We start from the raw sequence: 26,434 nt of genomic DNA on the forward strand, positions 1-26,434 counted from the left end.
GAGGCGGCTCGTCACCCTGCCGGGCCGGACCGCCAAAGAAAAACGGCGCAGTCCTTTCGGACTGCGCCGTCTTGCCTTGAAGCCGGGTGCGGTGTCGCTTACTCCACTTCCACCGCTTCCGGATTGCGCGGCGCCGGCTGCTCGTCGAACGTGAGCTGGACCTTGTCGTCCGCATCCACGTCCACGGTCACGCGGCCGCCGCTCATGAGCTTGCCGAACAGCAGTTCGTCGGCGAGTGCACGGCGGATCGTGTCCTGGATCAGGCGCTGCATCGGCCGCGCGCCCATGAGCGGGTCGAAGCCGTGCTTGGCCAGATGCTTGCGCAGCGCGTCGGTGAAGACCGCATCGACCTTCTTCTCGTGCAGCTGGTCTTCCAGTTGCATGAGGAACTTGTCGACCACGCGCATGATGATTTCCTCATCGAGCGCACGGAAGCTGATCGTCGCATCGAGCCGGTTGCGGAACTCCGGCGTGAACAGGCGCTTGATGTCGGCCAGTTCGTCGCCCTGCTCGCGCCGGGTCGTGAAGCCGATCGTCGACTTGTTCATGGTGTCGGCACCCGCGTTCGTCGTCATGATGATGATGACGTTGCGGAAATCCGCCTTGCGGCCGTTGTTGTCGGTCAGCGTGCCGTGGTCCATCACCTGCAAGAGCACGTTGAAGATGTCCGGGTGCGCCTTCTCGATTTCGTCGAGCAGCAGCACGCAGTGCGGCTTCTTCGTGACGGCTTCGGTCAGCAGACCGCCCTGGTCGAACCCGACGTATCCCGGCGGCGCGCCGATCAGACGGCTCACCGCATGGCGCTCCATGTACTCCGACATGTCGAAGCGGATCAGCTCGATGCCGAGCGTGAACGCGAGCTGGCGCGCCACTTCGGTCTTGCCGACGCCCGTCGGGCCGGAGAACAGGAACGAGCCGATCGGCTTGTCCGTCTTGCCCAGACCCGCGCGCGCCATCTTGATCGAGGCCGACAGCGCGTCGATGGCCGGATCCTGGCCGAACACCACGGCCTTGAGATCGCGGTCGAGCGTTTGCAGCTTGCTGCGATCGTCCTGCGAGACGCTTTGCGCCGGCACGCGCGCGATCTTCGAGATGATCTCTTCGATCTCGCTCTTGCCGATGGTCTTCTTCTGCTTCGACTTCGGCAGGATGCGTTGCGCCGCGCCCGCTTCGTCGATCACGTCGATGGCCTTATCGGGCAAGTGACGGTCGGTGATGAAGCGCGCCGACAGCTCAGCGGCCGCGTTCAGCGCGCCCGACGAATACTTCACGCCGTGGTGCTCCTCGAAGCGCGACTTGAGACCGCGCAGGATCGCCACGGTTTGCTCGACGGTCGGCTCGACCACATCGACCTTCTGGAAGCGCCGCGACAGCGCCGCGTCCTTCTCGAAGATGCCACGGTATTCCGTGAACGTCGTCGCACCGATGCACTTGAGCGTGCCCGACGAGAGCGCCGGCTTGAGCAGGTTCGACGCGTCGAGCGTGCCGCCCGATGCGGCGCCCGCGCCGATCAGCGTGTGAATCTCGTCGATGAACAGAATGGCGTGCGGACGCTCTTTGAGTTCCTTGAGCACCGTTTTGAGGCGTTGCTCGAAGTCGCCGCGATATTTCGTGCCCGCCAGCAGCGCGCCCATGTCGAGCGAGTAGACCTGTGCATCGGCAAGAATGTCCGGCACTTCGCCGCGCGTGATGCGCCAGGCGAGGCCTTCCGCGATCGCGGTCTTGCCGACACCGGCCTCACCAACGAGCAGCGGATTGTTCTTGCGGCGGCGGCACAGCACCTGCACCACGCGCTCCACTTCCAGTTCGCGACCGATGAGCGGATCGATACGGCCATCCTTCGCCATCTGGTTCAGGTTCTGCGTGAACTGGGCGAGCGGCGTTTCCTTCTGGCCGGCGGCGTCTTCGGCTTCGGCATTCGCGTCGCTGGCCTTGGCGGCTTCGCCACTGCCCGTCTTCGCAATACCGTGCGAAATGAAATTCACGACATCCAGACGCGTCACGCCCTGCTGTTGCAGGTAGTAGACCGCGTGCGAGTCCTTCTCGCCGAAGATGGCGACCAGCACGTTCGCGCCCGTCACTTCCTTCTTGCCATTGGAAGTGGACTGAACGTGCATGATCGCGCGCTGGATCACGCGCTGGAACCCGAGCGTCGGCTGCGTGTCGACGTCATCCGTGCCGGGAACCGTAGGGGTGTTGTCGTGAATGAAGTTGCGCAGGTTCTGTCGCAGGTCTTCGATATTGGCGGCACACGCGCGCAACACTTCCGCCGCTGTTGGATTGTCCAACAGCGCCAGCAGCAGATGCTCGACCGTTATGAACTCGTGCCGCGCCTGACGTGCTTCCATGAACGCCATGTGCAGGCTGACTTCCAGTTCCTGGGCAATCATGCTTCCTCCATCACACACTGCAGCGGATGCCCGGCCTGCCGTGCGTGGGTAACGACTTGCTCAACCTTGGTCGACGCGATGTCTCGCGTATAGACCCCACAAACGCCCCTGCCCTCGCGATGGACCTTCAACATGATCTGCGTTGCGGTCTCGCGGTCCTTATTGAAATATTCCTGCACGACCATCACGACGAATTCCATCGGCGTGTAGTCGTCATTCATTAGCACGACCTTGTACATGGAGGGCGGTTTGACCTTTTGCTCCTGCCGCTCCAGTACGGTTGAATCCTGCTTGTCCGGGATAATCGCCATACACCCATTCTAAACAACTCGGACAGGCCCGCAATCCTGCCGTAACCTGACCGGCCGGCCGGTGAACCCGGCGCTCCCGACCTGCGACCCGCTGCAAGCAATTCATGCGCCCTGGCCCGGCCCCGATCCCTTCGACCGGCTGCGGGGCCGGTACACAATCCTGCTCTCAGCAGCTTTCACGCCACCGTTGAATCGAGTATCGCACAACCTTGGCGTTGTCGTGGAAAGCGACTGTAGGCGTCCGCACGCTCGGCATCGGAATTCGTGCAGCGGTGCATCCCATGTGCGTCGATTATGCGTTTTTTCAAGACGCCCCATGTAGTCGCTTCATGCACCTGTGCGCAGCGTCGGCGAAAAGCAGGAAAAACCCTGGAAATGCGGTCTTTACAACGCGTCAAGGAGCGTCTCAAAATATTCTTGACACCAGAATAAAGACCCTCAACAATCAAGCTGGCACTTTTTTCAACCGCCTTAAATTCGAAAAAATGCCGTTGGTGAGCTTGTGAGGAGGGGGCGATCGCACCGCGATCGTTTAGCTTTTCGAACTGCTCGTGGTAGTGACATGAGTTACAGGGGAAGTTGGTATGGCAACCGGTACGGTCAAGTGGTTCAACGACGCGAAGGGTTTCGGGTTCATCACGCCGGATGAAGGCGGCGAGGACCTGTTCGCTCACTTTTCGGCTATTCAAATGAATGGCTTCAAGACCCTCAAAGAAGGGCAAAAGGTGAGCTTCGAGGTCGTGCAAGGCCCGAAGGGTAAACAGGCATCGAACATTCAGTCAGCAGCCTGATCTGTTCGATATCTGTACCTTGGAAACCCGGCTTCGGCCGGGTTTCTTTTTTGGTTTCACGGTTTCTTAACGAACGCGTGCTAGCTCACGCGCAACGTGCCCATCATGCCGAGATCCTCGTGCTCGAGGATGTGGCAATGAAACATGCGATCGCCCGCCTCGTGCTGCACGGTCGCGATGTGCACCGTCTCCCCTCGCCGCACGTTCACCGTGTCGCGCCACGCGAGCCAATCCTCGTTCTTGCGCACGCCGCCTTGCTCGCGCGCCAGCACCTGAAACTGCGTGCCGTGCAAATGAAACGGATGATCCATGTCCGTACCGTTCGCTATCGCCCAGTGCTCGACTTCGCCGCGCCGGCTCGTGAGCGTCACGCGCGCCGGATCGAATACCGCGCCATTCACCATGAACTGCATGCCGCTCGGCATTCGGTGCGTGGCCGCACCCGGCTGGTGCATCGCGTGCATGTCCATTGCTTCGCTGAACAGAACGGTTTTTTTCGCAGGCGGCTTCGAGCCTGATGCGTCGAGCGGCGCGATGTCACGCAGGCGAGCCGGCAACGCGGGCTGCGTTGTCTCCCCCGGTGCAAAGCGGATGTTTGCCAATATCTGGGACGGACCCGCAGGCAAACTGCCATGCGACATCGCCATCTTGTGCCGGTCGTATTGCGCCGCGATGAGCGACGCGCGCGACGCGCCCTGCCCCGCGCGCACGATCAGCTCCGCCCGCTCGCCCGGCGCGAGCAACAGCTCGGTGACACCCTCGCGCGCCGTGCCCAGCAGGCCGCCGTCGGTGCCGACTTGCGCGAAGGCGCGGCCATCGTCGAAAGCGAGCCGCAGATAGCGCGCATTGCAGCCGTTCCACACGCGCCAGCGCTCGTCGCGCACGACCTCGATCTGCGGTTCACGCGCGCCGTTCACGAGCACGAACTGACCTTCGCGGCCGTTCATCCAGTCCATCATGCTGTTCGGGGCAATCATGCCGTCGGCGGCAAGCTTCAGATCCGAGACGAACAGATGGCGCTCGGGCCACGCAGCGAGCGGATCGGCGGCGGCGCGCACGACGATCGGCCCAGCCAGCCCGCGAAACACCTGCTCCGACGTCAGCATGTGCGGATGCGGGTGATACCAGTACGTGCCCGCACTGCCCGGCGGCAACGTGAAGCGGTAGACATGCTGCTCGCCCGGCGCGACGGGGCTCGACGGATTGCCGTCCTGATCGGGCGGCACGGGCAGACCGTGCCAGTGGATCGTCGAAGGCTGGGGCAGCCGGTTCACGAACGTGATCTCGACCGTGTCGCCTTCGCGCACGTCGATCAACGGGCCGATGACCGGGCCGTCGTTTCCGGTCGTGCCGCCTGCGTCGTATTGCCAGAAGACCGTTTGCGGCTGACCTTGCAGTAACGGGCGCTGCGCGCGGCGGGCGATAAGCGTCGCGCGGAACTGGCCCGGCTCGCGGCTCTCGTTGGCGAGCGTGCGCAGCACGGCGAGCGGCGCGCCGGCGGGTAACGCGTCGGCGGCGGCAAGCGGCGCCTGGGCCGCCGTCATGCCGCCGGACATCGCGGGCATGTCCGACATGCCCGGCATGGCGTGCATCGAGTGCATCGCCTCGCCCGCGCCTTGCGCGTAGGCATGGCGCGCGAACAGGGATGCCGTGGCGGCGCTCAATGCGCCGGACAAAAATGCTCTTCGTTTCATCGATGAATTCCTCTTACCTCATCCGTACCTGAGCACGCGGCGCGCAGCGACTGGCGAGCCGCGCGTGCAACCGTACGCTTCGCCTGCGCTGCCCGCGCGCGAAGCACCTCGGAAAAACAACGGGCCGCGCCCGACGATGCGCGAGCGGCCGTGTTCAGGCGATGGGAGGAGGCAAGGGAGGCGCGTGCGTAATCCCGGCACGCAGGGTCACGGGCGGGACGGCGGGCATGGAACCGGCGCGCATCCCGACGCCGAACGAAGTCGCAACGGGCGGCGCGCCGCAGTGCGCACCGCAACCGGCGACGCAACAACTCGCGCCGCAGTGACCATGCGAACCATGGCGCCCGGTTTCCGCCATGCCGCCGTCATTCGTCGTGCCGCAATGGTCGCCGGCCGCAACAACGGCGTGCGCCACCGGCGCAATGTGCTGCGTGCGTTGCGTGTGCTCGCATGCCGACGCGCCGCGCACGGCGAAGAACGCGAACAGACAGGCAAGAAGGAGACGGCACAGAAAAATCATGCGACCTGGGGAAACGAACTGACTGAGTTGATGCGCATCATCATATCGCACGGCAGACGCCACGACGCGCGCGCGGCCATGAACAACCTGTACCCCATCATGGCGCATGCGAAAGCCCTGGCCGCGAATTCATACGGCATCCTTATGTTATCAGGCATCGTGAAGGTGGACTTCCTCGCTGGCGGCAAGGTGCTCGGCTACTACAACGCCCGTGCGCTCTCGTACGGCTTGCAGGCGGGGGCGAAGCAATACCTCGACGAAAGCAGCGGCGGGTCGATCGGTTCGGGCACGAGCGTCGTGATCGTGGGAGTCAGTGATCTTTGGCCGTACTACGCCAATGACAATGAAAACGCCGGCTAACCATCGTTCAGCCGGCGTTTTGCATTGGGGCGTGCGGCCCCTTAACGTAGGCGTGACACGCTTACATATTCTCGATCATCACCTGCCCGAACCCCGAGCACGACACCTGCGTCGCTCCTTCCATCAAACGCGCGAAGTCATACGTGACGCGCTTTTGCAGAATCGACTTCTCCATCGACGCAATGATGAGGTTTGCCGCCTCGACCCAGCCGAGGTGACGCAGCATCATCTCCGCCGAGAGAATCTCGGAGCCCGGATTCACGTAGTCCTTGCCCGCGTACTTCGGCGCCGTACCGTGCGTCGCCTCGAACATTGCCACGGAGTCCGAAAGATTCGCACCCGGTGCGATGCCGATGCCGCCCACCTGCGCCGCCAGCGCGTCGGAGATGTAGTCGCCGTTCAGGTTCAGCGTGGCGATCACGTCGTATTCGGCCGGGCGCAGCAGGATCTGCTGGAGGAACGCGTCGGCAATCACGTCCTTGATCACGATGTCGCCGCCCGTCTTCGGGTTCTTGATCTTCATCCACGGGCCGCCATCGATCAGTTCGGCCGCGAACTCCTTTTGCGCGAGCGCGTAACCGTAGTCGCGGAACGCGCCTTCGGTGAACTTCATGATGTTGCCCTTGTGCACGAGCGTGACCGAGCGGCGCTCGTTGTCGATCGCATACTGGATCGCCTTGCGCACGAGGCGCTCCGTGCCCTCGCGCGAGACCGGCTTGATGCCCAAACCCGAGCTATCGGGAAAGCGGATCTTCGAAACGCCCATCTCATCGCGCAAAAACTTGATGATCTTCTTCGCGCCTTCGGATTCCGCGGGCCACTCGATGCCCGCATAAATGTCTTCCGAGTTCTCGCGGAAGATCACCATGTTGACCTTCTCGGGCGCACGCACCGGCGAGGGCACACCCTTGAAGTACTGGACAGGTCGCAGACAAACGTAAAGGTCGAGTTGCTGGCGCAGCGCGACGTTGAGCGAACGGATGCCGCCGCCCACGGGCGTCGTGAGCGGGCCCTTGATCGAGACCACGTATTCCTTCACGACGTCGAGCGTCTCGTCGGGCAGCCATACGTCGGGGCCGTACACGCGCGTGGCCTTCTCGCCCGCGTAGATTTCCATCCAGTGGATCTTGCGCTTGCCGCCGTAGGCCTTTTCCACCGCCGCATCGACCACCTTGAGCATGACGGGCGTGATATCCACGCCCGTGCCGTCGCCTTCGATGTACGGGATGATCGGCTGGTCGGAAACGTTGAGCGAGAAGTCCGGATTGACGGTGATCTTTTCACCGCCGGTCGGAACCTTGATGTGCTGATACGACATGATCGACTCCAGTAAGGGCAAGGCTGTTGTAGCGGGTGTGACGCAGCGCGTGTCGAGGCGACGAAGCCATTCGTCCGGCGCAAGAGGCATCTCGCCGTTGCAGCTTCTCGACATCCGGCGCGGTCGATGTTCGCAGCAAGACTGTCCAGGGGCACGCGGCATAAGGCGCACTGCACATGCAGTGCTGCGCGGGCGGCCCGTGCGCGTGAGGGTCTGGCGGTTATTCTAGCCCACGCCCCGCGCATGCGTGCCGCGCCCAACACGCGCATTCGCGCGCCCCGCACGCGGCTTGCGATGCTGCACCGCCGCATCCCGTGAGGCTGCCGGTCAACCCGCGATCCAGCCCGCTCACATCTTATGTCTTATATAAGACATAAGAAATAACGAAACCGATTATGCTTTAAGATCACGGCGCCAGCCCGCCATCGATTTGCTCTCACATTCCTGTCATGCGTTTGATCGCCCTCAATAAACCGTTCGGCACAATCTGCCAATTCTCGCCGCATGAAACCCGTCAATCACTGGCGGACTGGGTGAAGGTGCCGGGCGTCTATCCGGCCGGGCGTCTCGACTCCGACAGTGAAGGCCTGCTGCTTCTCACCGACGATGGCACATTGCAGGCACGCATTGCTGAACCGCGACGCAAGCTCGTGAAGCGTTATTGGGCGCAAGTGGAAGGCGCGCCCGACGAGGCAGCGCTTGCCGCGCTCGAACGCGGCGTCGATCTCGGCGACTTCGTGACACAACCGTGTCGCGCGAAGCGCATCGCCGAGCCTGAAAATTTGTGGCCGCGCAATCCGCCGATTCGCTATCGCGCCGCGATCCCCACCACATGGGTCGAAATTGCGATCAGTGAAGGCAAGAATCGCCAGGTGCGTCGCATGACCGCTGCCGTGGGCTATCCGACGCTGCGGCTCGTGCGCGTCGCAATCGGCGCACTCGATATTTTTTCGCTGGGCCTCGCTCCCGGTGAAAGCCTCGACGTGCCCACGAATGCGCCGTGGCAAAGCACATCTCATAAACACAAGTAACGACAAGTAACTGTTGCGCAAGCACTTTTCGCGCGTTGTGCGATTTCGTGCGAATCGCGCACCACGTCCCCCGCCTTTCATTTTTTGCCCGTTGCAAAGCAAACGAAAATTTCGCGTCAACCATCTCGCGAGACCATGCGTTATTCGACGCAGATGCCTCCCGAAGCTATCCGGCATTCAGCCTTCAGGGTCTTCGCAGCAATGCACAGTCCCGACCGCTAGCAGACGCGAAACGTCAATTCGTGCAAATTCGCGCGAATTTGTCGAAAGCGACTGTCAACCGAAAGGTGGATGGCACGTTTACCGACCTGACTCCAATAACCGGGTCACTTGGTTAATTAACTCAAGCTGAGGATTCACAACATGAACAAACTGATCGCTGCTCTGGTCGCTGGCCTCTTCGCATCGGCTGCATTCGCACAAGCTTCGGCTCCGGAAGCTGCACCGGCTGCTGCACCGGCTGCTGCTGCTTCGGCACCGGCTCACAAGGCAACGCACAAGAAGTCGCACAAGAAGTCGTCGCACAAGAAGGCAGCGAAGGCTGAAGCCGCTTCGGCAGCTTCGGAGTAAGCTTGCTGTAAGACGCAAAGAGGAACGGCATACGTTGCCGCTCTTCAGCGCGACGAAAGGCAGAGCGCCGCAAGGCGTTCTGCCTTTTTGTTTGGCCGCGTGCTTTTTTCGCACGCCGCTCGCCATGCATAATCTCGCGCAGCATATTGCGTGATATGCGCCGCGCGAGCGCGTTTTGACCCGTTCTGACCTGGTCGCGTAACATGCGCGGATTAACCTCAAGCAAGGAGTCTCTCGTGCGATTTTCCCTGCGCCCGTTTTTCGTGCGCTGCGCGCTCGCCGTCGCATTGCCTCTCGCCGCTTGCGCGGCGCTCATGTTCACCACGGCGGCGACGTCGACCCTCGCACAGGCGCAGCAAATGCCGCCTGGCGCGAAGCAACCCAGTGAATTTCCGCGTGTGAAGCTCACCGCGGGCATGTTCGTGATCGACGCCGCCGTCGCTGCCAACGACGCGGATCGCGAGCAAGGCCTCATGTATCGCACGCAGCTCGGCCCGAACGAAGGCATGCTGTTCGTGTTCGGCGAGAACGCCGTGCACTGCTTCTGGATGAAGAACACGTTGATCCCGCTCTCGATTGCGTTCATTCGCGCCGACGGCACGATCACCGACATCGACGAGATGCAGGCGGAAACGACCAACAACCACTGCCCGCGCAACAACGGCACCTTCGCGCTCGAAATGCCCAAGGGCTGGTTCACGGCAAAGGGCATCAAGCCCGGCATGAAGCTTCAGGGCCTGCCCCCGCTCCAGTAACCCGACTCGCGCTGCGCGCAAGCCGGCCCCGCTCGCATGCGGCGCCGGCTTTTTTTGCGCCCGCGCGACAATCCGCCGCCGGCGTGCTTCCGGACACCGCCCGCAACGAGACGCCCCCGCCGCGACGCCCTTCCTGCAAAAGCGGCGCGCAAGCGCTATCCTATTAATCCCCCGCATGACACGTGCCACGACGGACGGCGCCATGCGGTGCATCGGGCCGCGCGCTGGCCGCGCCGCGTGCCGCCCGGCAGTTCCATGGCGCGTCATTCCAAGGAGATCACCGTGCCTCGCAAGACCCCCATTGAGCGCTACCGCAACATCGGGATCAGCGCTCATATCGATGCCGGCAAAACCACGACCACCGAGCGCATTCTTTTTTACACCGGCGTGAATCACAAGCTCGGCGAGGTCCATGACGGCGCGGCGACCATGGACTGGATGGAGCAGGAACAGGAACGCGGCATCACGATCACCTCGGCCGCGACCACTGCGTTCTGGAAGGGCATGGCCGGCAATTACCCCGAACACCGCATCAACATCATCGACACGCCGGGGCACGTGGACTTCACCATTGAGGTCGAGCGCTCCATGCGCGTGCTCGACGGCGCGTGCATGGTGTACGACTCGGTTGGCGGCGTGCAGCCGCAGTCGGAAACCGTGTGGCGCCAGGCGAACAAGTACAAGGTGCCGCGCATCGCGTTCGTCAACAAGATGGACCGCGTCGGCGCGGACTTCTTCCGCGTGCAGCGCCAGATCGGCGAGCGCCTGAAGGGCGTGGCCGTGCCTATCCAGATTCCGGTGGGCGCGGAAGATCACTTCCAGGGCGTGGTCGATCTCGTGAAGATGAAGGCGATCGTCTGGGACGACGAGAGCCAGGGCGTGAAATTCGAATACGCCGAGATTCCCGCGAATCTCGTCGAGCTTGCGCACGAGTGGCGCGAGAAGATGGTCGAAGCCGCCGCCGAAGCCGATGAAACGCTGCTCGAAAAGTATCTCGAAGATCACGAGAGCCTGACCGAGGAAGAGATCAAGGGCGGCCTGCGCAAGCGCACGATCGCCAACGAGATCGTGCCGATGCTCTGTGGCAGCGCGTTCAAGAACAAGGGCGTGCAGGCCATGCTCGACGCCGTGATCGACTATCTGCCCTCGCCTGTCGACGTGCCCGCGATTCTCGGCCACGATCTCCACGACAAGGAGATCGAGCGCCACCCGACCGACGACGAGCCGTTCTCGGCGCTCGCGTTCAAGATCATGACCGACCCGTTTGTCGGCCAGTTGATCTTCTTCCGCGTGTATTCGGGCGTGGTGGAGTCGGGCGACACGGTGCTCAACGCGACCAAGGACAAGAAGGAGCGCCTCGGCCGCATTCTGCAAATGCACGCGAACGAGCGCAAGGAAATCAAGGAAGTGCGCGCGGGCGACATCGCCGCCGCGGTCGGCCTGAAGGAAGCGACGACGGGCGACACGCTGTGCGATCCGGCGCATGCCATCGTGCTCGAAAGGATGATCTTCCCCGAGCCCGTGATCTCGCAGGCCGTCGAGCCGAAGACCAAGGCCGACCAGGAGAAGATGGGCATCGCGCTCAATCGTCTCGCGCAGGAAGACCCGTCGTTCCGCGTGCAAACCGATGAAGAGTCCGGCCAGACGATCATCTCGGGCATGGGCGAGCTGCACCTCGAAATTCTCGTCGATCGCATGCGGCGCGAGTTCGGCGTGGAAGCGACCGTCGGCAAGCCGCAGGTCGCGTACCGCGAGACCGTGAAGAACAAGGTCGAAGATGTCGAAGGCAAGTTCGTCAAGCAGTCGGGCGGGCGCGGCCAGTACGGCCACGCGGTCATCACGCTCGAACCGCAGCCGCCTGGCAAGGGCTACGAATTCGTCGACGCCATCAAGGGCGGTGTGATTCCGCGCGAGTTCATCCCGGCGGTCGACAAGGGCATCCAGGAAACGCTCAAGGCGGGCGTGCTCGCGGGCTACCCCGTGGTGGACACGAAAGTGACGCTCACGTTCGGTTCGTACCACGACGTGGACTCGAACGAAAACGCCTTCCGCATGGCCGGTTCGATGGCCTTCAAGGAAGCGATGCGCAAGGCCAAGCCGATCCTGCTCGAACCGATGATGGCCGTGGAAGTGGAAACGCCCGAGGACTTCATGGGCAACGTGATGGGCGACCTCTCCAGCCGGCGCGGCATTGTGCAGGGCATGGAGGACATCGCGGGCGGCGGCGGCAAGATCGTGCGCGCCGAAGTGCCGCTCTCGGAGATGTTCGGCTACTCCACGTCGCTGCGCTCGCTCACGCAGGGCCGCGCCACCTACACGATGGAGTTCAAGCACTACGCCGAAACCCCGCAGAACGTGGCCGAAGCGGTCATCAACGCGAAGAAGGCCTGAACGCGCCTTGGCCGGGCTTGAGCCCGCCCGGCGCACCGAAGCCCGTCCCCGCGCCTTGCCGCGGGGGCGGGCTTTTTTTCTGTCCGCAAGCCAACGCCGCAAGCGCTGTCCATCCAGTGGAGCACGGCGCTCGGCCCTATTTTTGACCATGTCACAATGAGCCGATTGAGCTGATTGAGCCTGATTGAGCCGATACGTAAGCGGGCCTGGCACGGCCCGCCAAAACGAAGGAGACACGACGATGAGCCACGATCACGATCACGACCATGACCACGAGCATCACGACGACGCCCCGCCCGACTGGCGCGAGCACGGCGTCAAGGTGATACGCGGCGACCAGCTCGACGCGAACACCGCGCAAACGCCGGGCATGAACCGCGCGGCCGCCATCAACGCGGCGCGCGTGGGCGCGCAGAAAATCTGGGCGGGCACGGTCACGATCCATCCGAACGCGAAGACGGGTGCGCATCATCACGGCGCGCTGGAAAGCGTGATCTACGTCGTGCGCGGGCACGCGCGCATGCGCTGGGGCGAGCATCTGGAGTTCACGGCGGAAGCCGGCCCCGGCGACTTCATTTTCGTGCCGCCCTACGTGCCGCACCAGGAGATCAACGCGAGCACCGACGACCCGCTCGAATGCGTGCTGGTGCGCAGCGACAACGAGGCTGTTGTCGTGAACCTGAACATCGACGCCGTGGAAGCGCCGGAAACCGTGTACTGGGTCGATCCGATCCACCGGCATCCGCACGACCATTGAGCGACCCGCCCACGTTTGCATGACCCAATGACGACTCCCGCCGCCCCGCTCCGCGCCCGCCTGATTCCGCTCTACGCCGCGCTCATCGCCGCCAACCTCGGCGCGTGGGCGTGGGCGCTGATCGCCTTTCGCCACTATCCGCTGCTGCTCGGCACCGCGCTGCTCGCGTACGGCTTCGGCCTGCGCCATGCCGTGGACGCCGACCACATCGCCGCCATCGACGCCGTCACGCGCAAGCTCATGCAGCAAGGCAAGCGTCCGCTCGGCGTGGGACTCGCGTTCTCGCTCGGGCATTCGACCATCGTGATCGTCGCCACGCTCGGCATCGCGCTCACGGCACTGTCGTTGCACGGGCGCTTCGAGCAGTTTCACGAGATCGGCTCGACCATCGGCACGCTGGTTTCGTCCACCTTCCTGCTCGTGCTCGCGGGCGTGAACCTCGTGATCCTGCGCGATGTGTGGACGCGCTACCGGCGCGCGCAACAAGGCGACGACGCGGCGCTTGCGGCCGCCGCCCGTGCTGCCGCGCCCGCCGGCCTTTTCTCGCGCGCGCTGCGCCCCCTCTTCGCGCTCGTCACGAAAAGCTGGCACATGTACCCCGTGGGCGTGCTGTTCGGCCTCGGCTTCGACACGGCCACCGAGATCGGCCTGCTCGCCATCGCCGCCGCCGAAGCGGGCAAGGGCCTGCCCATGTATTCGATTCTCGTGTTCCCGGCGCTCTTCACGGCGGGCATGACGCTCGTCGATTCCACCGACAACGTGCTGATGGTCCACGCCTACGGCTGGGCCATGGACGACCCCAAGCGCAAGCTCTACTACAACGCGAGCATCACGTTCGTCTCGGCGCTCGTGGCGATCGTGATCGGCGGCGTGGAAGCGCTCGGTCTCATCGGCGAGAAGCTTGGTGCGAGCGGCGGCGCGTGGACGCTCGTCGCCGGGCTGAACGAGCGCTTCGGCGAACTGGGCTACGGCATCATCGCCGCGTTTATCGCATGCTGGATCGGCTCGGTGCTGTTCCATCGCTGGCGCCGCCCCGCCGCGGCCCGGTGAACCGCGCCGAGTGTGCGTGCGCCTGGCCAGGTCCCGCTGAACGCACCTGAGCCGCACCTGAGCCGCACCGCGCGCGCGCACAACGCGGCGAGCGCGCGCAACCCCGCGAAACCCTACCCTTCGCCTCGTTTGCCGAAAGCGCGTAAACTAGGCCGACCTTGTCGACTTCGCTTCACCCATTCGTCGTCTGCCGCACCGCTTGCCGCCGTCGCGCCCGCCTTCGGGGCACGCGCGTCCCCTGAACGGAACCGCACGGAAATCCCGCACCGATGAAACGACCGCAGTCCCGCCGTCCGCATGACGCGTCCCACCCGTCCCGCCTCGAACCGCTGCGCGCCCATGCCGGCGATCATGGCAACCACGCTCTCGACGAATTCCTTGCCGGCCGCCTCACGCGCCGCGAACTGCTGCGTTATGCGAGCGCCATCGGGCTCACGTCGCTGCCCGCCGTTGCCGGACTCGCGGCGCTTGCCGCGCCGCGCGGCGCCCACGCGCAGGGCGCGGCCAAACCCGGCAACCAGACGATCCGCGTGGCGCACCTGATGCCCGCGGGCGCCGTCGATCCGCTCACCGTGACCGACGCGGGCGCGCTGTGCCTCTTGAACCAGACCGGCGAATTCCTCGCCAACGACGACGCCGAAGGCCGTCTGCAACCCGCCCTCGCGCTCTCGTGGAAAGCGAATGCGAAAGCGGACGTCTGGACGTTCAAGCTGCGCCCCGACGTGAAATTTCACGACGGCCAGCCGTTCGGCGCGAAGGACGTGGTGGCGACGTTCGACCGCCTCGCCGACCCGGCCAGCGGCTCGGCCGCGCTCTCGGTGCTCAAGGGCGTGCTCTCCAAAGGCGGCACGAAGGCCATCGACGCGCACACGGTGGAATTCCATCTCGACGCGCCCAACGGCAACTTCGCCTACTACGTTTCTTCGGACAACTACAATGCCGTGATGCTGCCCGCGAACTATGCGGGCAATTACGAAAAAAGTTTTATCGGCACCGGCGCATTCAAGCTCGACAAATTCGAAGCGCGGCGCGGCGCGAGCTTCGTGCGCAATCCCGACTATTGGGGCGACAAGGCACTGCCCGCGCGCGTGGAATTCGCGTTCTACGCCGACGAGCAGGCGCAACTGCTCGCACTGCAAGGCCACCAGGCCGACGTGATGGGCACCTTCACCGTGCAGGGCGGCATCGGCATCCTCAACAACCCCGACTTCAAAGTGATCGGCGTGCGCTCGAGCGCGCACCGCCAGATCCACATGCGCAACGATTCGCCCACGTTCAAGGACAAGCGCGTGCGCCAGGCGCTCGCCCTCGCCCTCGATCGCGATGTGATGGTGCGCGGGCTGTTCAAGGGCCGCGCCGTGGTGGGCAACGACAGCCCCTTCGCGCCGATCTTCCCCTCCACGGCGACCGACGTGCCCCAGCGCAAGGCCGATCTCGCGAAGGCACGCCAGTTGCTCGCGCAGGCGGGCGTGGCGGGTGGCTTCGACGTGACGCTCACCACGGAGAAGTACATGGAGATACCGGACCTCGCCGTGGTCGTGCAGAACGCGGCGAAGGCCGTCGGCATTCGCATCGCGCTCAAGGTGGAGAGCCAGTCGCAGTACTACGGCGCGGGCACGTTCGGCAAATCGGACTGGCTCGATTCGCCGCTCGGCATCACCGACTATGGGCATCGCGGCGTGCCGAATGTGTTCCTCAACGCGCCGCTCACGTCGGGTGGCACGTGGAATGCTGCGCATTTTCGCAACGCGCAGTACGACAAACTGGTCGCGCAGTTCGCGGCGACGCTCGACGTGGCCGCCCAGAAACAGGTGGCGCGTCAGATCCAGACGCTTCTGCTCGACGAGACGCCCGTGATCATCCCGTACTTCTACGACCAGTTGATCGCGCAGCGCACCGCGCTTTCCGGCGTGCGCTTCACCGCGCTCGCCCAGCTCTATTTCGATCGCGCCACGCTCGCCGCCTGAACCCGGCGCGCCACGCGAGCGCACCCGAAACGGAGGTCCGATGGCTACTCCGCTCCCGCCAGCGCCCCAGTCGACCGGCATCGCGAGCCCGCGTGCGCTCGCCCCGCGCGCGGGCGTCGCGCGCTTTCTCGGCCGGCGCGCAGCATGGGCGATCTTCACGCTCTGGCTGCTCTCGGTGCTTGTGTTCGCGGGCGGCCAGTTGCTGCCCGGCGACATCGGCCGCGCAGTGCTCGGGCCGCTCGCCGACGCGCGCGCGGTCGCCGCCCTCAACCACGAACTGGGCGCGGACCGGCCGCTCCTCGACCAGTATCTCTCCTGGATCACGCATGCGCTGCGCGGCGACTTCGGCGTGTCGTGGAGCTACAAGCAGCCTGTCGCGCCCTTCGTGGGCGACGCGCTCGCGCAGTCGGCCAAACTCGGGCTGCTCGCGTTCGTGGTGGTGGTGCCGCTCGGCATCGCGGGCGGCGTGTGGGCGGCGCTGCACGAAGGCCGCCTGATCGATCGCGCGATCAGCACGGGGGGCCTGTGCGCGAGCGCCGTGCCGGAGTTCGTCTCGTCGATCGTGCTGATCCTCATCTTCGGCATCTGGCTGCGCTGGCTGCCTGTCGAAGCCACCGCGCCCACCGGCGCGGGCGCGCTCGAACAATTGCGCCATCTCGTGTTGCCCGTGCTGCCGCTCGTGCTCGTGTTCTTCGGCTATCTCGCGCGCATCGCGCGCGCGGGCACGATCGCGGCGCTCGACGCCGACTACACGCGCACCGCGATCCTCAAGGGCTTGCCGAGCCACGTCGTGATCACGCGGCACGTGCTGCGCAACGCGCTGCTGCCCAGCATCACGGTGGCGGCCACGCAGCTTGGCTATCTGATCGGCGGGCTCGTGGTGGTCGAGTCGCTGTTCCGCTATCCGGGCGTCGGCTCGCTCATCTACAACGCGGCGAAGGCGAAGGATTTCCCGCTGCTGGAAGCGGGCGTGCTCGCGGTGGGCGCCGTGTACACGCTCGCCAATCTGGCTGCCGACGCCTTGCACGCGCTCCTCGACCCGCGCCTGCGCGCTCCGGGAGGCGCATGAACGATATGGCATCCGAAGCAATCTCACCGGACGACGGTCCAAACGGTCCAAACGGTCCAAACGGTCCAACCGTTCCGGACGGGAACCCGCCGGGCGAACGCCCCGATGCAGCGCTTGCCGACACGCGCCTGCGCGACACGCTGCATCTGCTGCTGCGCTCGCCCTCGTTCGTCGCGGGTGCGCTGATCCTCGTCGGGTGGACGCTCTGCGCGCTCGCGGGCCAATGGTTCGCGCCGCACGACGCGTATGCGTCCGACCCGCTCAGCTCGCTCCTGCCGCCCGACCCTGCGCACTGGTGCGGCACCGATCAGCTCGGCCGCGACATCTGCTCGCGCGTGATCGTGGGCGCACGCGACATCCTCACGATCGCGCCGCTCGCCACGCTCGTGGGTACGCTCGCGGGCGCGGCGCTCGGACTCGTCACGGGCTATTTCGAAGGCGTGTTCGGCACGCTCGTCGCGCGCACGCTCGACGCCGTGCTCGCCCTGCCGCTCGTGATCGTCGCGCTCCTCGTAATCGCAGCCGTAGGCGCGTCGAACCTCGCCGTGGTGCTCGTGATCGGCATGACGTTCGCGCCGCTCGTTGCGCGCACGGTGCGCGCCGCGGTGCTCGCGGAACGCCATCTCGACTATGTGGCCGCCGCGCGTTTGCGCGGCGCGAATGCGTTCACGGTGATGTTCACCGAGATCCTGCCGAACGTGTGGCCGCCCATTGTCGTCGAGGCGACCGTGCGTCTCGGCTACGCGATCTTCGCGGTGGCCACGCTCTCGTTTCTCGGCTTCGGCATCCAGCCGCCTTCGGCCGACTGGGGGCTCGCGCTCGCCGAGTCGTACACGCTGCTCGCGGGCGGCGCATGGTGGACCGTGGCGTTCGACGCGCTCGCCATCGCCTCGCTCGTGGTGGCCGTGAACCTCATCGCCGACAGCCTGCGCGAGGTGCTCCAATCGTGAACCGGCCCGCTTCTGCCCGCCCCGCTCTCGCCACCTTCAGCGCGCCGCGCGAAGACGATGCGCTCGCGCTGGTCGGCCTCACCGTCGCGTATCGCATGCGCGGACGCGAGCGCGACGTGCTCACCGACGTCTCGCTGCGCATCCGGCGCGGCGAAGCGTATGGGCTCGTGGGCGAGTCGGGCTGCGGCAAATCGACGGTCGCGCTCGCCGCGCTGCGCTACCTCGCGCGCAACGCCCGCGTGAAGGCGGGACGCATCGCGATCGCGGGCGAGGACGTGCTCGCGCTCGACGCCGACGGTCTGCGCACGTTGCGCGCCAATGCGGTATCGATGGTCTATCAGGATCCGGCCGGCGCGCTCAATCCCACGCTCACCATTGCGCGCCAGTTGAGCGAAGCGTTCGAGGCCGCAGGCGCCGATGCAAGCGTTGCGCGCACGCGCTCGCACGCAATGCTGGAGCGCGTGCGCATTGCCGATCCGGGCCGCGTGCTGGCGAGCTATCCGCACCAGCTCTCGGGCGGCATGCAACAGCGCGTGGTGATCGCGATGGCGCTCGCGTCGAACCCCACGCTCCTGATTCTCGACGAACCGACCACGGGCCTCGACGCCACCGTCGAAGCCGAAGTGCTCGACCTCATTGCGAAGCTGCGCGTGGAACTGGGCATGGCGGTGCTGCTCATCAGCCACGATCTCGCGGTGATCGGGCGCATGTGCGAGCGCGTGGGCGTGCTCTACGCGGGACGTCTCGTAGAGGAAGGCGCGACGCGCGACGTGTTCGAGCACGCGCGCCATCCGTACACGGTCGGCCTGCTGCGCTGCCTGCCCGCGCACGGGCGCAACAAGCACGCAGGCGCACTCGACACCATTCCGGGCGAATTGCCCGCGCCCGGCGCGAGCACGGCGGGCTGCATCTACGCGCCGCGCTGCCGGCTTGCCGATGCGCGCTGCCGCGAACACGCGCCGCCGCCGCATCGCATGACGTCGGCCCACGGCGAGCAGATGTCGCGCTGCCACTATCACGAGCGCGCGATGGAATTGCCCTTCGGGAATCTGATCGCAGGCGACGATGGCCCGCAATCCGCAAGCGAAACACCCTCGACCTCGACGCGCGAAGGCGCACCGCGCGTGGTGCTGCGCGCGCGCGATGTCTCGCGCACGTTCGGGCACGGCGCGAACGCGGTGCGTGCGCTCGACGGCGTGTCGATCGAGTTGCATGCGGGCGAGACGCTCGGCCTCGTGGGCGAGTCGGGCAGCGGCAAGACGACGCTTGCGCGGCTGCTGCTCGGCCTGCACGCGCCCGATGCGGGCGGCGCCGTCGAACTCGACGGCAAGCCCCTGCATGCGCACGTTGCACGGCGTCGCGCCGAGGAGCGCGCCGCGCTGCGCGTGGTGTTCCAGCATCCGGATGCCTCGCTCAATCGCGCGCTGCCCGTGAAGCGGCTGATCTCTCGCGCGCTGGCGCGGCGGCGCGAGGCTGCCGGGGCCGTTCACGCGGAGCACGATGCCACCGAGGATTCACGCGTGGCCGGCCTGCTCGAAGCCGTGCGCGTGCCCGCGCGCTATCTCGCGGCGCGCGCGCGTCAGCTCTCGGGCGGCCTCAAGCAGCGCGTGGCGATCGCCCAGGCATTCGCGGGCGAGCCGCGCATCGTGATCTGCGACGAGCCCACCTCCGCGCTCGATGTCTCCGTGCAGGCCGCCATTCTGAATCTGCTCGCGCGCCTGCAACGCGAGCGCGACGTGAGCTATCTGTTCATCTCGCACGATCTCGATGTCGTGCGCTATCTCGCCGATCGCATCGTCGTGCTCTACGCGGGACGCGTGGTGGAAAGCGGTCCCGCGGGCGCGGTGTTCGACGGCCCGTGGCATCCGTATACAGAAACGCTGCTTGCCGCACGCGCCCTGGGCGCGCCGCCAGCCAATGCCGCGCCGCGCACGCGCAACGCGCAGCAGGGCTGCGTTTTCAGTGCGCACTGCCCGCGCAAGCTCGGCGCCCTTTGCGACGAAACGCCCCCGCCTCTCGCCGATGCGGGCGGCGATCATCGCATTCTCTGTCACATCCCGCTCGATGCACTGCGCGCACAACAGAGCGCGGCGAAGGACACGCTGCCGGCGACCTGAGTGTGCGGTAGCGCGCACAGCGAGCAAAGCGCCGGCGTACGCGAGAATCGTTGCGCTGGCCGCCTTTGCAACGCGAATCGCGCTGCACGGCCCCCGCGTTTCATCGCCGAAACGTTTTTGGCTCGATTTCAGTCACGCGGGCGACACATGAATTGTCAAGTCCACCGCGCGCGCCGCTGCCGGACCGATGGCACAAAACTGGCTACAACGGCACCAGGCATCCGGCCGCTGCAATCCGGCGCGACAGCGCGGGTCGTCACGACGGGCGGACGGATGGCCGGCTGCTCGACGCGCTTGTCATCTGCCGTCCCACGCCAGTGGCTCCGACAATCCACAAGTAGTCCTGCCTGATCCGGCCATCCGGCGCGCGGTCGGCCGGTTGCTTTTTTTGTAGCGCTGATGTGGCAATGCAGGCAGGCCCGAATCGGGACATCGGGATGTGTGCCTGACGGGGAGCGGCGCACGCACACAAGGCGTGCCGCCCTGCACGGGGATGAGAGGCGACGGCGCATGACGCTGCCGCCTCGCGGGGAGAAAACGATGAAAATGACAGCGATTAATAAGCATTACTATGCTATCGCCCGGGGAGCGGCAATGTGCGTGGTGGGAGCAGGCGTTCTGTTCCCTGCAATCGCCGCACATGCAGCGGACAGCGATGCCATCAATCCGGTCATTCTCGTCGCGGACGCGCCCTTGCCCGCGAGCGGCGCGGAAGGCGGGGGAATCTTCGGTGCGCCGGTTGCGCAGTCGCCTGGCGCGCAAATGTCCAGCGAAGGAACGTCTACTTCGGCAACGCCCTCGAAAAATGATTCGGAGTCCGATTCGGCCAGCCTGGCAAGCGACGTTTCCGCGGTGTTCGCGCCAAACGATTGCGTCACCCGACCGGGTGGCACTTGCGTCAGGGGCAACGGTCGTGGTCCGGGCGCCTCCAGCGCATCGAACGCGGGCAATGGCGGCAGCAGCGGCGCAGGCAGCAGCGGAAACGGCAACACCAACGGTAGTGGCAATGCGGGCGCGGCTACGGCCGGCACCGCAGGCTCTTCCGGCTCCACCGGCGCCGCCCGCAGCGGCAGTTCAGGCGCAGGTGGAACGGGCCCGAGCGGGTCGGGTGGCGGCTCGAGCAGTTCGGGGGGCGGAAAGGGAGGAAGCAGCAGCGGTGGCAACAACGGCGGCGGTAACAACGGCGGCGGTAACAACGGCGGTGGCAACAACGGCGGTGGTAACAACGGTGGCGGCAACAACGGCGGCGGCAGTTCAGGCGGCTGTGGTTGCGGCAGTCACGGCGGATCGGCCAGCGGACCTTCGGGCGGCCCCGCAGGCGGATTCGGCGGCGGCTTTGGCGGCGGGTTCGGCGGCGGGTTCGGCGGATTCGGTGGCGGCTTTGGTGGCGGATTCGGCAAGGGTGGACCGTCGGGCGGCCCGGGCGGCGGGTACGGCGGCGGTCACGGTGGCGGCCATGGCGGCGGGCATTGAACCTGCACGGCGGTGCAGGCAAGCCGCCGCAGCCACCCCGATCTGGCGCGACGGCCAATCGCGTCAGTCCTGGCGTCGGCGGCGGCGTTCCGGTCCCCCGGCCGGGACCCGCCGCCGGGGACGGGAAGCCGGCTGCGCGGCGCGCATCGCGCCACTGCCCGGCGGCCACGCGCCCTGCCTGCTCGCCGTGCACCGGCGCATGCGCTAAGCCACGCATTAGGCCACGCGCTGGAGCGCGGCGCACGGCCCAACACCAGCGCCGACGCCGCGCCCTCCTTTTCGCTACAGCATCTCCAGCGGACGCTTGCTGCGCGGCGGCTTGAAATAAGCGTCGAGCGCCGCGCAGTCGTCGGCGCTGAGCGCGAGGTCGAGCGCGGCGCGATTGTCGCGCACGTGTTCCACGCGCCCGGCCTTCGGAATCGCGCACACGCCGCTTTGCCGAAGCACCCACGCCATCGCCACGCGATAGACCGACACGCCATGCGCATGCGCGATATCGTCGAGCGGCGAGCGCCGTGGCAGCCGCGCGTGATCGACGGGGCTATACGCCATCACCGGCATGCGCTGCGCGGCACTCCACGGCAGCAGGTCGAATTCGGCTCCGCGCCGCGCCACGTTATAGAGAATCTGGTTGGTCGCGCACGCGTCGCCGCCCGGCGTCGCGAACAGTTCTTCCATGTCGTCGGTGTCGAAGTTGCTCACGCCCCAGTGGCGGATCTTGCCCGCGCGCACGAGCGCCTCGAAGCCTTCGACGGTCTCCGCGAGCGGCACCCCGCCGCGCCAATGCAGCAGATACAGATCGAGCCGATCGGTGCCAAGACGCTTCAGGCTCGCCTCGCACGCGCGCGCCACGCCGCTGCGGCTCGCATTGTGCGGATACACCTTGCTCACGAGAAACACCTCGTCGCGCAGCCCCTGCAAGGCCTCGCCGACGAGCCGCTCGGTCGCGCCGTCGCCGTACATCTCGGCGGTGTCGATGAGCGTCATGCCGAGCGCGACGCCTTCGCGCAGCGCGGCGATTTCCGCTGTGCGATGCGCGCTGCGCTCGCCCATCTCCCACGTGCCCTGCCCGAGCTTTGGAATGCGTTCGCCGTCCGGCAACGCGACGCTGGCGATATCGGTCGTCATGATCTCCCTTTGCGCCCGCTCGCGCGGCGCGTCGTACCCATCGAGCGACCAGTGTATCGCCTGGTGTGCAATGCGGTCATACGCACTTTCGCAAGCCGTTCATTAACGTGTTCGTACGCCGATGACATAAAATTGCCGTTCGCCTTTCATGCCTTACTCTCATGAACGCACCCACGGAAGACCGCTGGCGCGACCTGCGCCCGGACCCGGACAACGACACCCCGCTCTATTTGCAGCTCGCGCGCAAGCTGAGCATCGCGATCCACGACAATCGCTGGAACGCGGGCGAAGCGCTGCCTTCAGAGCGCGTGCTCGCGGAATCGCTCGGCGTTTCGCGCATCACGGCGCGCAAGGCAATCGCACTGCTCGTCGAGCAGGGCCTGATTCGCCGCACTCAGGGCGCGGGCAGCTTCATCACGCCGCGTATCGAAGACCCGCTCTCGCGCCTCACGAGCTTCAGCGAGATGCTGCGCCAGCGCGGTTTCACGCCCAGCTCGCGCTGGCTCGCGCGCGAGATCCAGCCCGCGAGCCGCGACGAGGTGATCCAGCTCGGGCTCTCGCCGGCGGCGGCCGTCACGCGCCTGAAGCGGCTGCGTCTGGCCGACGGCATCGTCATGGCCGTCGAGAATTCCACCTTTCCCGCCGCGCTGATTCCCGATCCCAATGCGATCGGCGACTCGCTCTACAGCTTCCTCGAACAGCGCGGGCTGTCGATCGTGCGCGCGCTGCAACACTTTCGCGCCGTGAACGCGAGCGAGGAAATCGCGCGGCAAATGAGCATCGCGCCCAACGAGGCGCTGCTGCTCATCACGCGCGTGGGCTACACCGCCGACCAGCGCGCCATCGAGCTCACCGACACCTACTGCCGCAACGACTACTACGATTTCGTCGCGGAACTGAGGAAGTAAGCCCGCTCCGGTTCATGGCGCACGCCCTCACGCGAGCCACACCGGCGCGTCCGTGCCGATCGGCACCGGCGCGCGCGAGTGAAACGGCGGCGTGAGTTCGAGCCGCTCGGCGGGCGCCACCGCGCGCACGCGCCCGAACGGCGAGGCCATCTCCTCGAGACAATCGGCGATATCGGCGGCGCTCACCTCGGGCGCGCGCTGGCCGTCGTCGAGCGTGCCCATCGTCTGGAGCCAGCGGCCCGTTTGCGCGAGCGAGAGGCGCACATGCCAGCTGCCGCCCTCGCGCATGCGCCGCGCGAGCGCAACTATCGCGCCGAACGCCGCGAGATAGCCCGTGGCGTGATCGAGCGCCTGGCACGGCAGCGGGCGGGCCTGCGCGAACGGTTGCGCGCCCGCGCTGATAGCGGCACTGTTGCCCACGCGCGCGGCGGCGACGCTCTCCGCCCAGACGATGCCGCTCGCCGACTGCACGAGGCTGTCGAAGCCGCGCCGCTCGCGCCACGGCCCGCGATGGCCATACGCACTGATCGACACGCACACGATGCCGGGCCGCCGCTGCGCAAGCGCTTCGGGCGCAAATCCGCGCGCGGCGAGCGCGCCGGGGCGGTAGCCCTGCACGAACACATCGGCGTCGCGCACGAGCGCGCGCAACTGCCCGCACGCGGCTTCGTCGCGCAAGTCGAGCGTGGCCGAACGCTTGCTGCGCCCGTTGTCGATCACAAGCGGCGCGATATTCGGCAAGTGCGGGCCGTTCACGAGCAGCACGTCCGCACCGTGCTGTCCTAGCGTGCGCCCGCACACCGGCCCCGCGATGATGCGCGTGAGGTCCAGCACGCGCACGCCTTCGAGCGCGCGCACGCCGCTGCCCGCGCGCGGCGCCTCGACCGGCGAGTCACCGATACGCTCGATCTCGAACAACGGCAAGCTCGCCACCGCCCTCGCCTGTTCGTGCGCGGCCCACTCGCGCGGCGCACGCACGAGCGCGGCGCACAGGCCGGCTTGCGCGAGCGCGTCGTCGAGCGCCGCGCCTTCCCAGCCGAGGATCGCGCGCGCCACCGCGTCGCGGTCGTCCGCGCAGCCGAGTACGCGCAGGATGCCCGCGAGGTGATGCGGGAAGTTCGCGTGCAGTTGGACCCAGCGGCCGTCGCCGGTGGGGAAATGGCCCGTCACGGGATGCCGCAGCTCGGTGGGCGGCTTGCCGTCCACGCTCAAATAGCGCTCGCTGCGAAACGCCGCGAGCGCGCGGCGCATGTCGATCCCCACACGTTGGCTACGCCCGCTGCGCGCCGCATGCAGTTGCGCGGCGGCGAGCCCCGCCGCGCCGATGCTCGCCGCCGCCAGCGTACCCACGCGAAAAACCGACGGCAGGCCCGGATCGTCGCCTTCGACGTCGAGCAGGCCGAGCGCGGCCGGGTCGCAGTCGGCCAGCATCCAGAGGTGTTCGAGCGCGTCGCGTGGCGTCATGGCGTGAGGTCCTTGTGCGAGGTCAGTGGCCGGGTTCGTGTGATGGCATCGTCGCGCCGCTCGAATCTCGAATCAATCTTGATTATCATGATCAACATAGATTGATTTCTCCGGTTCCGGGAGGCGCACCACCATGTCCAGCTATATGACCGCGGCCGAGGCCGCCGCCGCGCTCGGCATCAGCCGGGCCACGCTGTATGCCTATGTGAGCCGCGGACTGATCGGCTCCACGCCCTCACCCGACGGCCGCCACAACCGCTACGCGGCCGCCGAGGTGCGCCGCCTCGCGCGCCGCAAGGCCGACGGCAAACGCGCGGGCAAGGTCCTCCAGAAGGTGCTCGACTGGGGCGTGCCCGTGCTCGAATCGTCGATCACGCTGATCGCCGGCGGCAAGCTCTACTATCGCGGCGAAGACGCCATCGCCCTCGCGCGCCAGGCCTCGCTGGAGGACGTCGCGGCACGGCTCTGGCAGTGCACGCCGCGCCGCATCGTGGAGGCGCCGGGCGCGCCGATCGCGGCCGCGCAATGGTCGGCATGGCTGAAGATCTGGAGCGCGCACACGCCGCTCGAACTCGCGCTCGTGCTGCTGCCCGCCGCCGCCGCGCAGATGCCGCGCGTCTGGGCGCAAAGCCGCGACGCACAAATCGATACCGGTGCGATCCTCATGCGCCTGCTCGCCGCCGCGCTCGTTTCGGCCGCGCCTTCGAACGAACCGTTGCACCGCCAGCTGGGCGACGCCTGGGGCGTGCGCTCGCGCGCGCAGACCGATCTGCTGCGCGCGGCGCTCGTGCTATGCGCCGACCACGAACTGAACGCCTCGACGTTCACGGTGCGGTGCATCACCTCCACGGGCACGCACCTGTTCGGCGCGGCGACGGGTGGACTTGCCGCGCTCGCCGGTCCGCGGCACGGCGGCGAAACCACGCGCGTGGCCGCCCTCTTCGACGAAGCCGCGCGCGCCGACGACCTGCATCGCTACCTCGCGGCACGCCTTGCGCCCGACGAGCGCGGCGTCGCGCCGCCGCTCTCCGGCTTCGGGCACCCGCTCTATCCCGATGGCGATCCGCGTGCGCGCCTGCTGCTGGATCTGCTCGCGCAGCGCGCGCCGGCGCGCTCGCCCATGGACGATGTCGACGCGCTCGCGCAAGCCGTGGCCGAAACGAACGGCGCGCGGCCCACACTCGACTTCGCGCTCGCCGCCATCGAGCGCGTGCTCGCGCTGCCGCGCGGCGCGGCGTTCACGCTGTTCGCCGTTGGCCGAGTGACGGGCTGGATCGCGCACGCGCTGGAGCAAACCGCCGACGGCAGGCTGATTCGCCCGCGCGCACGCTATGTGGGGGAAATGGCGGGGGCAACGGACGACAGCGCGGGCCACGTCGCGTAGCCCGCGCAAGGTGCGATCCGAGGGCTGGCCGCCCTC

At 66.5% G+C, this 26,434-nt stretch carries 21 protein-coding genes; 15 read left to right on the forward strand and 6 right to left on the reverse strand.

The window, feature by feature from the left end; all coding sequences use genetic code 11:
* Positions 1 to 98: 98 nt before the first annotated feature.
* Both clpA and clpS read right to left on the reverse strand, forming a co-directional pair.
* Positions 99 to 2,390 (reverse strand): ATP-dependent Clp protease ATP-binding subunit ClpA, encoded by a 2,292-nt coding sequence (gene clpA, locus C7401_RS20470; RefSeq protein ID WP_112173225.1) that lies wholly within the window; start codon positions 2,388 to 2,390, stop codon positions 99 to 101.
* Positions 2,387 to 2,701, reverse strand: coding sequence for an ATP-dependent Clp protease adapter ClpS (gene clpS, locus C7401_RS20475; RefSeq protein ID WP_028213389.1), 315 nt, complete (start codon positions 2,699 to 2,701; stop codon positions 2,387 to 2,389). Before clpS ends, clpA begins: the two co-directional genes overlap by 4 nt.
* A gap of 584 nt (positions 2,702 to 3,285) precedes the next feature.
* Here clpS and cspD point away from each other — a divergent pair.
* A complete protein-coding gene (cspD, locus tag C7401_RS20480) occupies positions 3,286 to 3,492 on the forward strand; it encodes a cold shock domain-containing protein CspD (protein ID WP_007586257.1) in 207 nt (68 codons plus the stop codon).
* Between the two features lie 80 nt (positions 3,493 to 3,572).
* On the opposite strand, the gene C7401_RS20485 is transcribed toward cspD, so the two are convergent.
* A complete protein-coding gene (locus tag C7401_RS20485) occupies positions 3,573 to 5,186 on the reverse strand; it encodes a multicopper oxidase family protein (protein WP_112173226.1) in 1,614 nt (537 codons plus the stop codon).
* Positions 5,187 to 5,370: 184 nt separating this feature from the next.
* On the opposite strand from C7401_RS20485, the gene C7401_RS20490 reads away from it, so the two are divergent.
* Positions 5,371 to 6,066 carry a lipid-binding SYLF domain-containing protein gene (locus C7401_RS20490; RefSeq protein ID WP_146757961.1) on the forward strand — a complete coding sequence of 232 codons (696 nt, stop codon included), beginning with the start codon at positions 5,371 to 5,373 and terminating at the stop codon, positions 6,064 to 6,066.
* A 61-nt stretch (positions 6,067 to 6,127) separates the two neighbouring features.
* Here C7401_RS20490 and icd read toward each other — a convergent pair whose 3' ends face one another.
* The gene (gene icd / locus C7401_RS20495; RefSeq protein ID WP_112173228.1) at positions 6,128 to 7,384 is read right to left on the reverse strand and encodes an NADP-dependent isocitrate dehydrogenase; all 1,257 of its coding nucleotides are present in this window, start codon (positions 7,382 to 7,384) and stop codon (positions 6,128 to 6,130) included.
* A gap of 449 nt (positions 7,385 to 7,833) precedes the next feature.
* Here icd and C7401_RS20500 point away from each other — a divergent pair, with 449 nt between their 5' ends.
* From C7401_RS20500 to C7401_RS45025, 11 genes are all read left to right on the forward strand, one after another.
* Positions 7,834 to 8,415, forward strand: coding sequence for a pseudouridine synthase (locus C7401_RS20500; protein ID WP_112173229.1), 582 nt, complete (start codon positions 7,834 to 7,836; stop codon positions 8,413 to 8,415).
* A 363-nt stretch (positions 8,416 to 8,778) separates the two neighbouring features.
* Positions 8,779 to 8,985, forward strand: a complete 207-nt coding sequence (locus C7401_RS20505; protein ID WP_112173230.1) for a hypothetical protein — start codon at positions 8,779 to 8,781, stop codon at positions 8,983 to 8,985.
* Positions 8,986 to 9,221: 236 nt separating this feature from the next.
* Positions 9,222 to 9,740 carry a DUF192 domain-containing protein gene (locus C7401_RS20510; protein ID WP_165842008.1) on the forward strand — a complete coding sequence of 173 codons (519 nt, stop codon included), beginning with the start codon at positions 9,222 to 9,224 and terminating at the stop codon, positions 9,738 to 9,740.
* A gap of 282 nt (positions 9,741 to 10,022) precedes the next feature.
* Positions 10,023 to 12,131 carry an elongation factor G gene (gene fusA / locus C7401_RS20515; RefSeq protein ID WP_112173413.1) on the forward strand — a complete coding sequence of 703 codons (2,109 nt, stop codon included), beginning with the start codon at positions 10,023 to 10,025 and terminating at the stop codon, positions 12,129 to 12,131.
* A 241-nt stretch (positions 12,132 to 12,372) separates the two neighbouring features.
* Positions 12,373 to 12,888: a cupin domain-containing protein gene (locus C7401_RS20520; protein ID WP_112173232.1), complete on the forward strand. Its 516-nt coding sequence runs from the start codon at positions 12,373 to 12,375 to the stop codon at positions 12,886 to 12,888.
* A gap of 27 nt (positions 12,889 to 12,915) precedes the next feature.
* On the forward strand, positions 12,916 to 13,938 hold the full coding sequence (locus C7401_RS20525; protein WP_112173233.1) for a HoxN/HupN/NixA family nickel/cobalt transporter: 1,023 nt from the start codon (positions 12,916 to 12,918) through the stop codon (positions 13,936 to 13,938).
* 269 nt (positions 13,939 to 14,207) lie between these two features.
* Positions 14,208 to 15,905 carry an ABC transporter substrate-binding protein gene (locus C7401_RS20530; protein WP_112173234.1) on the forward strand — a complete coding sequence of 566 codons (1,698 nt, stop codon included), beginning with the start codon at positions 14,208 to 14,210 and terminating at the stop codon, positions 15,903 to 15,905.
* A 40-nt stretch (positions 15,906 to 15,945) separates the two neighbouring features.
* Positions 15,946 to 16,974: an ABC transporter permease gene (locus C7401_RS20535; RefSeq protein ID WP_112173235.1), complete on the forward strand. Its 1,029-nt coding sequence runs from the start codon at positions 15,946 to 15,948 to the stop codon at positions 16,972 to 16,974.
* A gap of 5 nt (positions 16,975 to 16,979) precedes the next feature.
* A complete protein-coding gene (locus C7401_RS20540) occupies positions 16,980 to 17,924 on the forward strand; it encodes an ABC transporter permease (protein WP_112173236.1) in 945 nt (314 codons plus the stop codon).
* Positions 17,921 to 20,041 (forward strand): dipeptide ABC transporter ATP-binding protein, encoded by a 2,121-nt coding sequence (locus tag C7401_RS20545; RefSeq protein WP_258397171.1) that lies wholly within the window; start codon positions 17,921 to 17,923, stop codon positions 20,039 to 20,041. The genes C7401_RS20540 and C7401_RS20545 overlap by 4 nt, the downstream gene beginning before the upstream one ends.
* 540 nt (positions 20,042 to 20,581) lie before the next feature.
* Positions 20,582 to 21,514, forward strand: a complete 933-nt coding sequence (locus C7401_RS45025; RefSeq protein ID WP_181565639.1) for a hypothetical protein — start codon at positions 20,582 to 20,584, stop codon at positions 21,512 to 21,514.
* A gap of 282 nt (positions 21,515 to 21,796) precedes the next feature.
* On the opposite strand, the gene C7401_RS20550 is transcribed toward C7401_RS45025, so the two are convergent.
* On the reverse strand, positions 21,797 to 22,642 hold the full coding sequence (locus C7401_RS20550) for an aldo/keto reductase (protein WP_112173237.1): 846 nt from the start codon (positions 22,640 to 22,642) through the stop codon (positions 21,797 to 21,799).
* Positions 22,643 to 22,803: 161 nt separating this feature from the next.
* Between C7401_RS20550 and C7401_RS20555 the strand changes: the two genes are divergently transcribed.
* The gene (locus C7401_RS20555) at positions 22,804 to 23,550 is read left to right on the forward strand and encodes a GntR family transcriptional regulator (RefSeq protein WP_112173238.1); all 747 of its coding nucleotides are present in this window, start codon (positions 22,804 to 22,806) and stop codon (positions 23,548 to 23,550) included.
* Between the two features lie 27 nt (positions 23,551 to 23,577).
* Here the strand turns inward: C7401_RS20555 and C7401_RS20560 are convergent, their stop codons facing one another.
* A complete protein-coding gene (locus C7401_RS20560; protein WP_112173239.1) occupies positions 23,578 to 25,014 on the reverse strand; it encodes a CoA transferase in 1,437 nt (478 codons plus the stop codon).
* A gap of 133 nt (positions 25,015 to 25,147) precedes the next feature.
* On the opposite strand from C7401_RS20560, the gene C7401_RS20565 reads away from it, so the two are divergent.
* Positions 25,148 to 26,398, forward strand: coding sequence for a citrate/2-methylcitrate synthase (locus C7401_RS20565; RefSeq protein ID WP_112173240.1), 1,251 nt, complete (start codon positions 25,148 to 25,150; stop codon positions 26,396 to 26,398).
* Positions 26,399 to 26,434: the final 36 nt, after the last annotated feature.

Source organism: Paraburkholderia unamae (genome assembly GCF_003268775.1).
Lineage (GTDB): Bacteria > Pseudomonadota > Gammaproteobacteria > Burkholderiales > Burkholderiaceae > Paraburkholderia > Paraburkholderia unamae.